Annotated in this window: 12 protein-coding genes; 2 read left to right on the plus strand and 10 right to left on the minus strand. The window is 66.6% G+C overall.

The annotated features are described in order from the left end of the window. The 9 genes from AB4Y32_RS13600 to AB4Y32_RS13640 all read right to left on the minus strand — a co-directional run. Positions 1 to 248, minus strand: a 248-nt coding sequence (locus tag AB4Y32_RS13600; RefSeq protein WP_368721842.1) for a hypothetical protein, incomplete at its 3' end; no start/stop codon positions are given. Continuing rightward, the gene (locus AB4Y32_RS13605; RefSeq protein ID WP_368721843.1) at positions 248 to 961 is read right to left on the minus strand and encodes an ABC transporter ATP-binding protein; all 714 of its coding nucleotides are present in this window, start codon (positions 959 to 961) and stop codon (positions 248 to 250) included. The genes AB4Y32_RS13600 and AB4Y32_RS13605, both read right to left, overlap by 1 nt. Further along, positions 958 to 1,719 carry an ABC transporter ATP-binding protein gene (locus AB4Y32_RS13610; protein WP_368721844.1) on the minus strand — a complete coding sequence of 254 codons (762 nt, stop codon included), beginning with the start codon at positions 1,717 to 1,719 and terminating at the stop codon, positions 958 to 960. The genes AB4Y32_RS13605 and AB4Y32_RS13610 overlap by 4 nt, the downstream gene beginning before the upstream one ends. Next, positions 1,716 to 2,966, minus strand: a complete 1,251-nt coding sequence (locus AB4Y32_RS13615) for a branched-chain amino acid ABC transporter permease (RefSeq protein WP_368721845.1) — start codon at positions 2,964 to 2,966, stop codon at positions 1,716 to 1,718. The genes AB4Y32_RS13610 and AB4Y32_RS13615 overlap by 4 nt, the downstream gene beginning before the upstream one ends. Then, positions 2,959 to 3,921, minus strand: coding sequence for a branched-chain amino acid ABC transporter permease (locus AB4Y32_RS13620; RefSeq protein ID WP_368721846.1), 963 nt, complete (start codon positions 3,919 to 3,921; stop codon positions 2,959 to 2,961). The genes AB4Y32_RS13615 and AB4Y32_RS13620 overlap by 8 nt, the downstream gene beginning before the upstream one ends. Before the next feature lie 3 nt (positions 3,922 to 3,924). Beyond that, complete coding sequence (locus tag AB4Y32_RS13625) at positions 3,925 to 4,395, minus strand: acyl-CoA thioesterase (protein ID WP_368721847.1); 471 nt, start codon at positions 4,393 to 4,395, stop codon at positions 3,925 to 3,927. Positions 4,396 to 4,426: 31 nt separating this feature from the next. Continuing rightward, the gene (locus AB4Y32_RS13630) at positions 4,427 to 5,575 is read right to left on the minus strand and encodes an iron-containing alcohol dehydrogenase (RefSeq protein ID WP_368721848.1); all 1,149 of its coding nucleotides are present in this window, start codon (positions 5,573 to 5,575) and stop codon (positions 4,427 to 4,429) included. Positions 5,576 to 5,798: 223 nt separating this feature from the next. Continuing rightward, a complete protein-coding gene (locus AB4Y32_RS13635; protein WP_368721849.1) occupies positions 5,799 to 6,827 on the minus strand; it encodes a low specificity L-threonine aldolase in 1,029 nt (342 codons plus the stop codon). Between the two features lie 144 nt (positions 6,828 to 6,971). Then, positions 6,972 to 8,228, minus strand: a complete 1,257-nt coding sequence (locus AB4Y32_RS13640) for a YbfB/YjiJ family MFS transporter (protein ID WP_368721850.1) — start codon at positions 8,226 to 8,228, stop codon at positions 6,972 to 6,974. 136 nt (positions 8,229 to 8,364) lie between these two features. Between AB4Y32_RS13640 and AB4Y32_RS13645 the strand changes: the two genes are divergently transcribed. Next, positions 8,365 to 9,276: a LysR family transcriptional regulator gene (locus AB4Y32_RS13645; RefSeq protein ID WP_368721851.1), complete on the plus strand. Its 912-nt coding sequence runs from the start codon at positions 8,365 to 8,367 to the stop codon at positions 9,274 to 9,276. A gap of 102 nt (positions 9,277 to 9,378) precedes the next feature. On the opposite strand, the gene alaS is transcribed toward AB4Y32_RS13645, so the two are convergent. Next, a complete protein-coding gene (alaS, locus tag AB4Y32_RS13650) occupies positions 9,379 to 12,003 on the minus strand; it encodes an alanine--tRNA ligase (RefSeq protein WP_368721852.1) in 2,625 nt (874 codons plus the stop codon). Between the two features lie 318 nt (positions 12,004 to 12,321). Here alaS and AB4Y32_RS13655 point away from each other — a divergent pair, with 318 nt between their 5' ends. Further along, the gene (locus AB4Y32_RS13655; RefSeq protein ID WP_368721853.1) at positions 12,322 to 13,542 is read left to right on the plus strand and encodes a CaiB/BaiF CoA transferase family protein; all 1,221 of its coding nucleotides are present in this window, start codon (positions 12,322 to 12,324) and stop codon (positions 13,540 to 13,542) included. Positions 13,543 to 13,683: the final 141 nt, after the last annotated feature.

Here is a 13,683-nt window from a genome sequence, read left to right on the forward strand (position 1 = left end):
CGGATGTCGAGCCGCTGGGTAAAAGACGCGACCGGTAGTGGTCTGACGCCGTGCCAGTGATACCGCGATCCCTGTCTCGGGCGCTCGGCAGAAGTGCGATAAAAAAACGGGTTGTTCAGACCTTCCCTTACTTTCTTTGCGGCGGCAAAGAAAGTGAGTGCCGCCCCGCACAGGGGCAACGCCCGCGCCGCGAGGCGCATCGCGGATGCCAGCGACAAAGGCAAAAATCCAACCAGCGTCGCAAGCATCACCCCACCCCAAGCCACTCATGCATCACATCGGGACGCTGGCGAAACAGTTCGAGCGGCCCGTCGAACACGATCTCCCCGTGCCCCATCACAGCGACTCGGCTAGCGAGCCGATCTGCAATCACGAGCCGCTGTTCGATCAGCAGCATCGCGACGCCGCGTTCGCGCAACAGCTTCAACGCGGCCGCAAGCTGCTCGACGACCTGGCCCGCGAGCCCTTCCGTCGGTTCGTCGATCACGACGAGATCGGGATCGCCAAGCAATGCGCGCGCAACCGACAGCATCTGCTGCTCGCCGCCCGACAATGCGCCCGCCTTCGTGCGCGCACGTTCGCGCAACGCGGGAAACAACGCATAAGCATCGTCGGGCGTGAAGCGTGCCGCGCGCTGCATGCTGCGCGGCTTCAGGCCGAGCTGCAGATTCTCGCGCACGGAGAGCGTCGGAAACACGTCGCGCTGCTCGGGCACGTAGCCGATGCCGAGCCTCGCGATTTCGAACGCGCGCCGTCCCGCGAGCGATCGGCCCGCGAACTCCATCGCGCCCTGCGTGCGCACGAAGCCCATGATCGCCTTCGCGAGCGTCGAGCGACCCGAGCCGTTGCGGCCCGCGAGCGCCACGGCCTCGCCGGCTTCGATATGCAGGTTCACGCCATGCAGCACCTGGCTCGCGCCATACCACGCGCACAGATCGCGCATCGCCAGCAACGCGGTCATCGCGCGTCCCCTGGTAGCGCGCCGCCGAGGTACGCGGCGCGCACAGCGGGATCGGCGCGGATCGCGTCCGGCGTGCCCGTCGCGATCACCTGCCCTTGCACGAGCACGCTGATGCGATCCGCCAGTCCGAACACTACGTCCATGTCGTGCTCTACCATCAACAACGTGCGACCCGCCGTCGCCACGCGGATCAGCTCGACCGCGCGCGCTGCCTCTGCGCGGTTCATGCCCGCCGTCGGTTCGTCGAGCAGCAATGTGTGCGCGCCGCTCGCAAGCGCGAGCCCGAGATCGAGCGCGCGCTGTTCCGCGTAGCTCAGCGTTCCCGCGATCGCGTCGCGCCGCGCGCCGAGCCCGACGGCATCGAGCACTTCTTCGGCGTGCGCATCGGCGCCGCGCGTGACGGTGAAGCGCTGCCACCAGCGCGCGCGGTCGCGATTCGCGATCTGCGCGGCGCAGCGCAAATTGTCGAACACGCTGAGCTTCGCGAAGAAACTCGTCGTCTGGAAACTGCGCGCAAGACCGCGACGGCAGATCGCGGCGGGCGCGAGACGCGTGATGTCGGCGCCGTATAGTTCGATGCGCCCGGCGCTCGGCCGCTTTGCGCCCGCGATCAGATTGAAGAGCGTCGATTTGCCCGCGCCGTTCGGTCCGATCAACGCATGACGTTCGTGCGGCTCGATCGACAGATCGACGCCGCGCAAGATACGAGTCGCGCCGAAGCGCTTTTCGATGCCGCGCACCGCAATCGCGGGAATCATGTGCGGACTCCTGCGCGGGCATCGGCAGAAGTCCTTCTTTCGAAGCGCCGCGCGATGTTCAACGCGAGCCAGCCGATCGCAGCGAGACACGGCACGCCGATTGCCAGCCACGTGAAATCGATCGTCGAGAAGAACGCCGCCTGTTCTTCCGTGCCGAAGCGTCGCGCGTAGGCCCATTGCACGCACAGCGCGACCGCGAGCGACCACGCGCATGCGCTCGCCACTCGCAGGACGAGGGACGGCAGCGACGCGCGCCAGCCGTTGCGCGCGAAACGGGCCGCCTGGCGTTGCAACCATCCGGCGATGCCATCGGGCGAAGCCATCACGACGACGACGAACAACAGCCCGAGATACAGGAGCCATGCGCGCGTCGCGCTCGCGACGACGACGCTGAAGAACGCCAGCACGACGGCACCCGCGACGGGCCCGAAGAACGCGCCGCTGCCGCCGATCACCGTCGCGATCAGCACTGAGCCCGAGCGCAGCATGCCGACGCTTTCCGTCGATACCAGCTCGACATTGATCAGCCCCAGCGTGCCCGCGATGCCCGCAAAGAACGACGACCACACGACGACCTCGTAACGCATGCGCCCGGGAAAGCAGCCGATGGCCGCCGCGCGCACCGGGTTGTCGCGCACTGCATGCGCGAGCCGCATGAACGGCGTGCGCGACAGTGCGTACATTGCGAGCACGGACAGCGCGCACCATAGCGCGATCAGCGCGTACGCTTCGCGCGCGGGTCCGAATGTGAAGCCCGGCACCGCGACACCTGCCGTGCGATCGATCGCGACGCCCGCTTCGCCGCCGAACCAGTCCGGCAAGGTCCACGCGGCAGCCGCGACGAGTTCGCCGATGCCGAGCGTGATCATCGCGAATGTGGTGCCTGCGCGGCGTGTCGCGACGAGGCCGTACAACGCGCCGAACAGTGCGCCGCCGATGCCGCCCAGCAATGGCAGCAACGGCAAGGCCACGCCGATCCGATTGAACAGATGCGCCGCGATCAGCGCGCCGATACCCGACGATGCCGAATGCCCGAACGACAGCAGCCCCGCGCCGCCGAGCAGCAGGTTGTACGAGAGAGCGAACACGATCATCGACGCTGTCTGCGCGAGCCACGCGACGAGCCAGCTCTGCGTCGACACGCAAGGCGGCACGACGAGCAGCAACGCGAGCACGGCCCATGGCACGATGGCGCGCCAACGCAGCACGCGCGAAGAAGAACGCGGCGCATCGTGAACGTTACGCATCGTCTTCGCGCTGTCCGAAGAGTCCGCGCGACCGCACGGCGAGCGTCGCGACGAGCAGCAGATACGGCAAGAGCGGCGCGAGTTGCGCGACGGTCAGCGCGCTCCATGCGGAGGGCAGCGCGCGGTCGTAATCGCCGGGCAGAACACCCGGCAGAACGCCGAGCAGATCGCCGAGCGAGAGGTCGCTCGCGACGGCCAGCGTCTGCACGCAGCCGATCATGAGCGACGCGACGAGCGCGCCGCCCAGCGAGCCCAGTCCCCCCATCACGACGACGACGAACACGATCGAGCCCACTGATTCCGCCATCGCCGGCTCGAGCACGAAGAGCGGCGCGCCGATCACGCCAGCCAGCGCCGCGAGCGCGGTGCCCGCCGCGAACACGCAGGTGAACACGCGCGGCACATCGTGGCCGAGCGCCTGGACGGCATCGGGATGCGTGAGCGCCGCGCGCACGACGAGGCCTGCTTTCGACACGCGCAGCACCGCATGAAGCGCGACGAGCATCGCGACGGCCACGGCCATCATGAACGCGCGATAACGCGAGAACGCAATGCCGTACACGTCGAACAAAGGACCATCGAGCGCCTTGGGCACGACTGCGTTGAACGCCTGCAAGCCCCAGACGAGCTTCACGCCCTCGCCGATCAGATACGCCGCGCCGAAGGTCAGCAGCAGTTCCGCGAGATGTCCGTGCGGCCGCACGCGCCGCAGCAGCCAGCGTTCGAGCGCAGCGCCCATCAGCCCGACGGCGAGCGGCGCAACGACGAGCGCCCACCAGAATCCCGCGCGCGCCGCGACGGAAAAGCCGACATACGCGCCGAGCATGTAGAAGCTCGCGTGCGCGAAGTTCAGCACGCCGAGCATGCTGAAGATCAGCGTCAGCCCCGCCGATAGCATGAACAGCAGCAGCCCATAGCTGACGCCGTTCAGCGCATCGATGACGAACGACTGCACGCGTCAGTCCGCCCGCGCCTTATGCACGACGGGCACGTTGGGCACGACGAGCGGTTCGAGCGCAGCGCGCAGCTTCTCGGGCAGCGCGACGGGACGGCGCGTCTCGCGATCCACGTAGACGTGAACGAAATGGCCTTGCGCGGCGGGCGCGTCGTCGCCTTCCCTGAAGAGACCCACTTCGTAGCGCACGCTCGAAGTGCCGAGTCGCACGACGCGCAGTCCCGCGTCGATGCGATCAGGAAACACGAGCGGCGCGAAGTAGTTGCACTGCGTCTCGACGACGAGCCCGATCGTCGTGCTGTGCTCGATATCGAGCGCGCCCGCGCGGATCAGATACTCGTTCACGACAGTATCGAAGTAGCTGTAGTAGACGACGTTGTTCACGTGGCCGTAGACGTCGTTGTCCATCCAGCGCGTGCCGATGGCGAGGAAGTGCGGATAGGCGGCGCGCGCCGCGGGAACCGGTTTATTCATGTCGTGTGCTTCAGGCGTAAAAGTGGCGCGCTTACATCGACTCGATCAGCATCCGACGATAGTCGTCGGCCGTCGCTTCGCGTGGGTTCGTCTTGTGACAATGATCGGCGAGCGCGCCCTTGATCACCTTGTCGAACACGCTTTCGTCGACGCCCATTTGCCTGAGACCCGTCGGCAGCCCGAGGCGCGCCGTCATGTCGTGCAGCGCCTGCGCGAGATCGGCATTGTCCGGCAGGTTCATCACGCGCCGCATCCGCGCATAGCGCCGATTCGCGACGACCGTCTCCGCGCTTTCGTTGAAGCGCAGCACAGCGGGCAGCACGACCGCGTTCAGCGTGCCGTGATGCAGCGACGTGCGCCCGTTCACGGGCACGCCGCCGAGCGGATGCGACAGCGAGTGCACGCAGCCCAGTCCCTTCTGGAAAGCCATCGCGCCCTGCATCGACGCGCTCATCATGTGCAGGCGCGCGTCGCGGTTCTGGCCGTCGTGCGTCGCGAGCTCGATGTTCGCCCACGCGCGCTCCAGCCCGTCCAGCGCGATGCCGTCGGCGGGCGGATTGAACGACGGCGCGAGAAACGTCTCGATGCAATGCGCGATCGCGTCCATGCCCGTCGCGGCCGTCAGCGTCGAGGGCAGGCCGAGCGTCAGGCCGGGATCGCAGATGGCCGCCTTCGGCAGCAGATGCCACGAGTGAAACCCGAGCTTGCGCCCGTCGTTCAGAATCACGATCGCGCCGCGCGCCACTTCGCTGCCCGTGCCCGCCGTGGTCGGCACGGCGACCAGCGGCGCGGCCTTGTCGGTGATCCGGTTGCTGCCGCCTTCGACGGTCGCGTACTCCGTCATCGTGCCCGGATGCGCCGCCATGATCGCGACGCCTTTCGCCAGATCGATCGACGAACCGCCGCCGATCGCGACCAGTCCGTCGCAACCTTCGTCGCGATAACGCTGCGCGGCCGCCATCACCATCGCTTCCGTGGGGTTCGACGGCGTGTCGTCGAAGACGGGCACCCCGGGCACCTTCAGCGCGTCGATCGCCTGCTGCGCGACGCCCGCCGCCATCACGCCCTTGTCCGTCACCACGAGCGGCCGTTTGATGCCCGAGCGCTCGCATTCCGCAGGCAACTGCGCGAGCGCGTCGTAGCCGAGATGAATGTGCGTCAGATAGTAGATGTAGGCCATGTCAATGTGTCTCCTTTGTTATCGAAGATGAAGCACCGCTGCCTTTCAAAGAAGCCGCCGCGTGCGGCTACGACCCTCGCGGCGACGGGTTCTCGCGTGTTGCAACCGCTTGTTTGTCTCGTCTGCCAGATTCGACTAGCGGTTTCGTGGACGCAGCGCATGCTCGTGCTCGGGCTGCCCAGGGCCGGGTTCACGCGCATGCCGCGACCGCCGACGCGCCCGCTCACGCACACAGCGCGCGGACGTCGGCGGCGAAGCGCTCGACGGTCTCGGGCTGCGTGTCCCACGCGCACATCAGCCGGCAGCCGCCCGCGCCGATGAACTCATAGAACTTCCAGCCGCTCGTGCGCATCGCCTTCGCGGCGTGCGCCGGCAACTGCGCGAACACAGCATTCGATTCCGTCGGGAACATGATGCTGACGCCCGGAATCTCCGCGAGCCGCGATTCCATCAGCTTCGCCATCGCATTCGCGTGGCGCGCGTTGCGCAGCCAGACGTCGTTGTCCAGCAGGCCGAGCCACGGCGCGGAAATGAAGCGCATCTTCGACGCGAGCTGGCCCGCCTGCTTCAGCCGATACGCGAAATCGTCGGCGAGCGCGCGGTCGAAGAACACGACCGCCTCGCCGACGGGCAAGCCGTTCTTCGTGCCGCCGAAGCACAGCACGTCAACGCCCGCACGCCACGTGATCTCCGACGGATGCACGTCGAGCGCGGCAACCGCGTTCGCGAAGCGCGCGCCGTCCATGTGCACCTTCAGATGGCGGCGTTTCGCAATCGCCGCGATCGCGCGGATTTCCTCGACGCTGTAGACGGTTCCCACCTCCGTCGATTGCGTGAGCGTGACGACCTTGGGCTTCGGGTAGTGAATGTCGGCGCGGCGCGTGACGACGGCTTCGATCGCGTCCGGCGTGAGCTTGCCCGCGACGCCCGGCGCCGTCAGCAGCTTGGAGCCGTTCGAGAAGAATTCGGGGCCGCCGCATTCGTCGGTTTCGATGTGCGCGAGTTCGTGGCAGATCACCGAGTGATACGACTGGCACAGCGACGCCAGCGCCAGCGAGTTCGCCGCAGTGCCGTTGAAGACGAAGAACACTTCGCAGTCGGTCTGGAACAGGTTGCGCAGGCGGTCGCAGACCTGCTGCGTCCATGAGTCGTCGCCATAGGCCGGCTCGTGGCCGCTGTTGTTGGCGGCGATCAGCGCTTCGAGCGCCTCGGGGCAGATGCCGGCGTAATTGTCCGACGCGAAATGTTGCATGGCAGGCGGCGCACCCGGCGACAGGCGCGCGGAGATGACAGGAAAGCGCTCATTCTAGTGCGGCGGGTGCTGAATTTGTTTTTGTCGGATGCCGCCACCCGTTTCCTGCGCGCTTGCTTGTCCCTCCTGTCACGCCCTTTTTGCTCAGGCGCGCGGCCGCCGACGCACGAGTGCGACCACGACGAGGCCCACCGCGCCCGCAAGCAGAGCGCCCGCCGCCAGCAACAAGGCGGGCGTGAAAGAACCGGTGTGCGCGGCGATTGGCGCGGCGACAAGCGGGCCGGCGATCTGTCCGAGACCATAAGCGGCCGTCGCGTAACCCATCAGGCCCGCGGCGTCGTCGCCGTGCAAACGGCGTGCTTCGCGCATGGCGAACAGCGTGATCGCGGTGAACGGCAAGCCGATCAGCGCGCTGCCGATGGCGAAGCCGCCCGCCGTCGGCGATGCGATGCCCGCGACGATGCCGAGTGCCTGCAGCACATAGCAGCCCGCCAAAAGCGTGCGGTTGTCCCAGTGTCCGGGAAGTCGCGCGCCCGCGAGTGCGCCGACGACCAGCGCGCCGCCGAACATCGGCCAGAACAGATCCGGCCACGGCGAGCCTGCCGGCAGCGCCGCGCGGGCGATCACGGGAAGAAACGTCGCCGTGATGATGTAGCCGAAGCCGGGCACACCGTAGAGGACGATCAGCCAGAAAGCGTCGGCACGGTGCAGACGTGCGAGATGCGTTTGAGCGCGCGTCCGTTGCGCCGCATCGCGCGCATTGCGCGATGCGGCCGTCATGGTCGGCGTCGAAGCGAACGTGCGCCACACGAGCGCCGTCAGCACGGCCGACACGAGCCCGAAACCGATCCAGCCCGCCGACGCGCCGTATGCACCATGTGCGCCATGTGCGCCATGTGCGCCCGCCGCGCTGACGAGCAGCCCCGTCGCGGCAATCCCGACGCCCGGCCCCGTGTAGATCACGCCGCCCCACTCGTTTGCGCCGAGTTCGGCGAGCCGCCGCAAGCCCCATTGCGACGCGAACACGAAGGTCCACGCGCTGACGGCGCCCGCGACGAAACGCACGGCCGCCCAGATCCAGAACTGGTCCGTGACGCCCATGGCCAGCACCAGCAGCACCGTCAGCGCAAGGCCCGTCTTGACCATGCGCGCGGCATCGACACGCAATGCTGCGCAAGCGATCGCGCCGAGAAAATAGCCCGCGTAGTTCAGCGACGCGAGCCAGCCGCCAAGTCTGATATCGAGCGCGCCGCTATTAAGCATCAGTGGCAGGAGCGGCGTGAACGCAAAACGCCCGACGCCCAGTGCGACGGCCAGCGCCGCCATGCAGGCGAGCGCGGCGCGGCGGGCGGCGTGCGGCGACGCGTGAGGCTCAAAGGTATGGGCAGCGAAATCGGTCATCGTTGACAGCGTGATGGTGGCTCGCCGGCCGGATCGGCGGAGACGTGAAGCCGGCTTTTCAACGTCCCATCTTAGCTTGACCGTTCAATCTCATAAAATGAATAATAGGGATAGGTTGAATCTCATGGAGAGATCAATGGATCTTGCCGCCCTGACCATTTTCCGCGCCGTCGTGCGCGAAAACGGCGTGACGCGTGCAGCCGCGAAGCTCAACCGCGTGCAATCGAACGTGACGACGCGCATCAAGCAGCTCGAAGAGCAGTTGGGCACCGAGCTCTTTATCCGCGACGGACGCCGTCTCGTGCTGACGCCCGCGGGCGAAACGCTTCTGCCCTATGCCGAACGGCTACTCGCGCTCGCCGACGAGGCGCGGCACGCCGTCAAGGATGCGCGCCCGAGCGGACGTCTGCGGCTCGGCACGATGGAGAGCGTCGCCGCGACGCGACTGCCCGGACTGCTCGCGCAATACCATCAGACATGGCCCGACGTCGCGCTCGAACTGGAGACAGGCACGACGGGCAAGCTGATCGAGCGCGTGCGCGAATTCGAGGTAGATGCGGCCATCGTCTCCAGGCCGCTCGATCCTGCAGCGCTCGGCGGTCTGTTCGAGATCGTGCCCGTGTATCGCGAGGAACTCGTCATGCTGAGTCCGCGCGGACATCGCCCCATACGCGATCCCCGCGATATCGCGCTATCGACGCTGGTCGCGTTCGAACATGGCTGCGCGTATCGGATCTATGTCGAGAACTGGTACATGCAGCATGGCATCCGGCCAGCGCGCGTGCTGGAACTCGGCTCGTATCACGCGATCGTCGCGTGTGTCGCGGCGGGCGCGGGCGTGGCCGTCGCGCCGCGCTCGGTGCTCGCGCTGCTGCCCGAATCGAACGATATCGCCGTGCATACACCGGAAGGACTCGGCGGCATCGATACGCTGCTGGTCTGGCGACGCGGGCATTTTTCTTCGGCATTGAATGCGTTGCGCGGGATGCTGGTCGAGAGCAGCAATGCCGATGACGCCGTCACAACGACGATGGCGGTGGCCGTCTGATACCGGGCCAAGGCGCCGGATCGCTCGTCTGAAAGCAAAAAAGCCGCGAGTTTCATCGACTCGCGGCTTTTTATCGCTTGATGCGAATGCTGTCTAACGCGCTTAAAGCTGCGCCTCGACCCAGCCCTTCACGCCAGCCAGCGCGGCGGGCAGATTGGCCGGCTCGGTGCCGCCTGCCTGCGCCATGTCCGGACGGCCGCCGCCCTTGCCGCCGACCTGCTGCGCAACGAAGTTCACCAGTTCGCCTGCCTTCACCTTCTTGCTCGCATCGGCGGTGACGCCCGCGATCAGGCTGACCTTGCCGCCTTCGACGGACGCGAGCACGATGGCCGCGCTCTTGAGCTTGTCCTTCAGCTTGTCGACGGTTTCGCGCAGCGTCTTGACGTCCGCGCCTTCCAGCGTCGCAGCGAGCACCTGCACGCCCGACACGTCGATCGCCTGGCCCGCCAGTTCATCGCCCTGGCTCGACGCGAGCTTCGACTTCAGCGCGCCCAGTTCTTTTTCCAGCGACTTCACCTGATCCTGAACCTGCGCGATGCGCTGCGTCAGTTCCGCCGGCTGTGCCTTCAGTGCAGCGGCTGCGGCATTGACGCGCGCGTCCAGTTCCTGCACGAAGCGCACGGCGTTATCGCCCGTGATCGCCTCGACGCGACGGATGCCCGCCGCGACGCCGCCTTCCATCACGATCTTGAAGAAGCCGATATCGCCCGTGCGATGCACGTGCGTGCCGCCGCACAGTTCGCGCGAAAAGCCCAGATCGAGCACGCGCACTTCGTCGCCGTACTTCTCGCCGAAGAGCGCCATCGCGCCGCCCTTCACCGCCTCGTCGTACGGCATCACGCGCACGATGCCCGGCGCGTTCGCCAGCACTTCGGCGTTGACAATTTGTTCGACGCGGCGGATTTCGTCGTCCGTCATCGGCGCATTGTGCGCGAAGTCGAAGCGGGTCTTGTCCGCGTCGACGAGCGAGCCCTTCTGCTGCACATGGCCACCGAGCACCTCGCGCAGCGCCTTGTGCATCAGGTGCGTAGCCGAGTGATTGCGGGCCGTGCGCGCGCGGCGCACTGCGTCGATTTCCGCCTTCACGACTTCGCCGACTTTCAGCGTGCCCTGTTCCAGCGTGCCGTGGTGGCCGACGACGTCCGCCTGCACCTTCAACGTGTCGGCGACGGCAAAGCGGACGTTCGCGTTCGCGAGCACGCCCTGGTCGCCGACCTGCCCGCCCGATTCCGCGTAGAACGGCGTGTGGTCGAGCACGACGACAGCCTGCTGGCCCTTCGACACTTCATTGACGGGCGAGCCGTCGACGTACAGCGCCGTCACCTTCGCGTCGTCGAAGACGATCTCTTCGTAGCCGTGGAACGTGGTCTTCGCGCCCGTGTATTCGAGGCCTTGCGCCATCTTGAACTTGCCGGCCGCGCGCGCCTGTTCGCGCTGACGGGCCATCGCCTCGTCGAAAGCCGTTTCGTCGACGCTCACGCTCCGCTCGCGGCACACGTCCGCCGTCAGATCGAGCGGGAAGCCGTAGGTGTCGTGCAGCTTGAACGCGACTTCGCCGTCGAGCGTCTTGCCGCCCTTGGCTTCGAGATCGGCCAGCGCGCTTTCGAGAATCGACATGCCATGCTCGATGGTCTCGAAGAAGCGCTCTTCTTCCTGACGCAGCACGTCGGTCACGCGCTGCTCGGCGTCTTTCAGTTCCGGATACGCGCCGCCCATCTGCTCGACGAGGTCCGCGACCAGCTTGTGAAAGAACGAACCCTTGCGGCCCAGCTTGTAGCCGTGGCGGATCGCGCGGCGCACGATACGGCGCAGCACGTAGCCGCGGCCTTCGTTGCCGGGGATCACGCCGTCGACGATCAGGAACGAGCACGCGCGGATGTGATCGGCGATCACCTTCAGCGAGTTGTTCGACAGATCGGCGACGCCCGTTTCGCGCGCGGCGGCCTTGATCAGCGCCTGGAACAGGTCGATCTCGTAGTTGCTGTGCACGTGCTGCAACACGGCCGCGATGCGCTCGAGACCCATACCAGTATCCACGCACTGCTTGGGCAGCGGCGTCATGTTGCCCTGCGCGTCGCGGTTGAACTGCATGAACACGAGGTTCCAGATTTCGATGTAGCGGTCGCCGTCTTCTTCCGGCGATCCGGGCGGGCCGCCCCACACGTCCGGGCCGTGGTCGTAGAAAATTTCCGAGCAAGGGCCGCACGGGCCCGTGTCGGCCATCTGCCAGAAGTTGTCCGATGCGTAGCGCGCGCCCTTGTTGTCACCGATGCGGATGATGCGCTCGGGCGGCACGCCCACTTCCTTCGCCCACATGTCGTAGGCTTCGTCGTCTTCCTTGTAGACGGTGACCCAGAGCTTTTCTTTCGGCAGCTTGTAGACGCCCGTCAGCAACTCCCACGCGTAGTGGATCGCGTCGCGCTTGAAATAGTCGCCGAACGAGAAGTTGCCCAGCATTTCGAAGAACGTGTGGTGACGCGCGGTGTAGCCGACGTTTTCCAGGTCGTTGTGCTTGCCGCCCGCGCGCACGCTGCGCTGCGCCGTCGTGGCCCGCGAGTACGGACGCGATTCGGCGCCGAGAAACACATCTTTGAACTGCACCATGCCCGAATTGGTGAAGAGCAGCGTCGGGTCGTTGCCGGGCACGAGGCTCGACGAGCGGACGATCGTATGGCCCTTCGATTCGAAGAACTTGAGGAATTTCTCGCGGATTTCGGCGGCTTTCATAGCGTGCTTGGGGACGGTCCTGGCTTGAGCCGACGGCTGCGGAAGACTTACCGGCCGTCGCAATAGATTGTTTCCTGAACGGTCGATTATACGGGATCGGCGCCTCCGCGCGACGCCGCGGCGCGGCTTGCGCCCGGCATTGGCCATCCGGCCAGGTTTTCGACATGGAAGCGCCCGGAGCCAGGCCTGGCGGTCATTTGTCCTATGCCGTCAGGCCGAATGGGCGAGCCGCGTCCGATCGCTTAAGATGCACCACATCGATCGAATCGGGCGGCGCCCGTGCGGCGCGCCTCATCACATTGGAGACAGAGACACAACATGGGCGCACTCAGTCATATCCGCGTGCTGGACCTTACCCGCGTGCTCGCCGGTCCGTGGTGCGCGCAAACCCTCGCCGACTTCGGCGCCGACGTGATCAAGGTCGAGCGGCCAGGAGCCGGCGACGACACGCGCCACTGGGGGCCGCCGTACCTGAAGACGCCGGACGGCGCGGACACCCGCGAGGCGGCCTACTACCTCGCGGCGAACCGCAACAAGCGCTCGGTGACGATCGACATCTCGACGCCGGAAGGGCAAAAGATCGTCCGCGAGCTGGCGGCGCAAAGCGATGTCGTGCTCGAGAACTACAAGGTCGGGCAGTTGAAGAAGTACGGGCTCGACTACGAATCGCTGAAGGCCGTGAAGCCGGACATCATTTACTGCTCGGTGACAGGCTTTGGGCAGACGGGTCCGTACGCGCAGCGCGCCGGTTACGACTTCATCATCCAGGGCATCGGCGGCTTCATGAGCATCACGGGCGAACGCGACGGGCTGCCAGGCGGCGGCCCGCAGAAGGCCGGCGTCGCCATCGCGGACCTGATGACGGGCATGTACTCGAGCGTCGCCGTGCTGACGGCGCTCGCACATCGCGAGCGAACGGGCGAAGGCCAGTACATCGACATGGCGCTGCTCGACGTGCAGGTCGCGATGCTCGCCAACATGAACTCGAATTTCCTTGCGAGCGGCACGCCGCCCGTGCGCTGGGGCAACGCGCATGCGAACATCGTCCCGTATCAGACGTTCCAGACGAGCGACAGCTGGATCATCGTCGCGGTCGGCAACGATGGTCAGTTCCGCAAGTTCGTCGAAGCGGGCAATCGCGCCGATCTCGCCGACGACGACCGCTTTGCGACGAACCCCGCGCGCGTGCGCAACCGCGAAGTTCTGGTGCCGATACTCGCGGAGATGGTCCGCACGCGCGGCAAGCACGAATGGATCGACGCGCTCGAAGCCGCGGGCGTGCCGTGCGGCCCGATCAACGATCTGGGCGAAGTGTTCGACAACGAGCAGGTGGTCGCGCGCGGGATGCAGGTACAGTTGCCGCATCCGTCGGGCGGCACGGTAAAGCTGGTGCGCAATCCGATCCGGATGAGCGCGACGCCGCCCGAAGCGCAAGCCCATCCGCCGACGCTCGGCGAGCACACGGAGGCCATCCTGCGCGACGTGCTCGGCTACGACGATGCGCGCATCGAGGCGCTGCGGGAGCAGTCGGTGATCTGAGGGGGCGCCGGTGCGCCTGGAAGATGGCGTAGCCGACGGATGCGGCCGCGGCGCAACGCCTCAAGCCATCGTCGACGCGCCGGCGCAACGCGTCATGCGATCGCCGCATTCGACGCAGGTTGGCGCGAAGCCTCCGGCATC

This window comes from Paraburkholderia phymatum (assembly GCF_040965635.1).
Lineage (GTDB): Bacteria > Pseudomonadota > Gammaproteobacteria > Burkholderiales > Burkholderiaceae > Paraburkholderia > Paraburkholderia phymatum_B.

What these genes read in the sequence shown, in the direction of transcription:
- AB4Y32_RS13605 (WP_368721843.1), bottom strand. Translation starts at nt 961, where the DNA reads ATGACCGCGTTGCTGGCGATGCGCGATCTGTGCGCGTGGTATGGCGCG.
- AB4Y32_RS13610 (WP_368721844.1), bottom strand. Translation starts at nt 1,719, where the DNA reads ATGATTCCCGCGATTGCGGTGCGCGGCATCGAAAAGCGCTTCGGCGCG.
- AB4Y32_RS13615 (WP_368721845.1), bottom strand. Translation starts at nt 2,966, where the DNA reads ATGCGTAACGTTCACGATGCGCCGCGTTCTTCTTCGCGCGTGCTGCGT.
- AB4Y32_RS13625 (WP_368721847.1), bottom strand. Translation starts at nt 4,395, where the DNA reads ATGAATAAACCGGTTCCCGCGGCGCGCGCCGCCTATCCGCACTTCCTC.
- AB4Y32_RS13630 (WP_368721848.1), bottom strand. Translation starts at nt 5,575, where the DNA reads ATGGCCTACATCTACTATCTGACGCACATTCATCTCGGCTACGACGCG.
- AB4Y32_RS13635 (WP_368721849.1), bottom strand. Translation starts at nt 6,827, where the DNA reads ATGCAACATTTCGCGTCGGACAATTACGCCGGCATCTGCCCCGAGGCG.
- AB4Y32_RS13640 (WP_368721850.1), bottom strand. Translation starts at nt 8,228, where the DNA reads ATGACCGATTTCGCTGCCCATACCTTTGAGCCTCACGCGTCGCCGCAC.
- AB4Y32_RS13645 (WP_368721851.1), top strand. Translation starts at nt 8,365, where the DNA reads ATGGATCTTGCCGCCCTGACCATTTTCCGCGCCGTCGTGCGCGAAAAC.
- alaS (WP_368721852.1), bottom strand. Translation starts at nt 12,003, where the DNA reads ATGAAAGCCGCCGAAATCCGCGAGAAATTCCTCAAGTTCTTCGAATCG.
- AB4Y32_RS13655 (WP_368721853.1), top strand. Translation starts at nt 12,322, where the DNA reads ATGGGCGCACTCAGTCATATCCGCGTGCTGGACCTTACCCGCGTGCTC.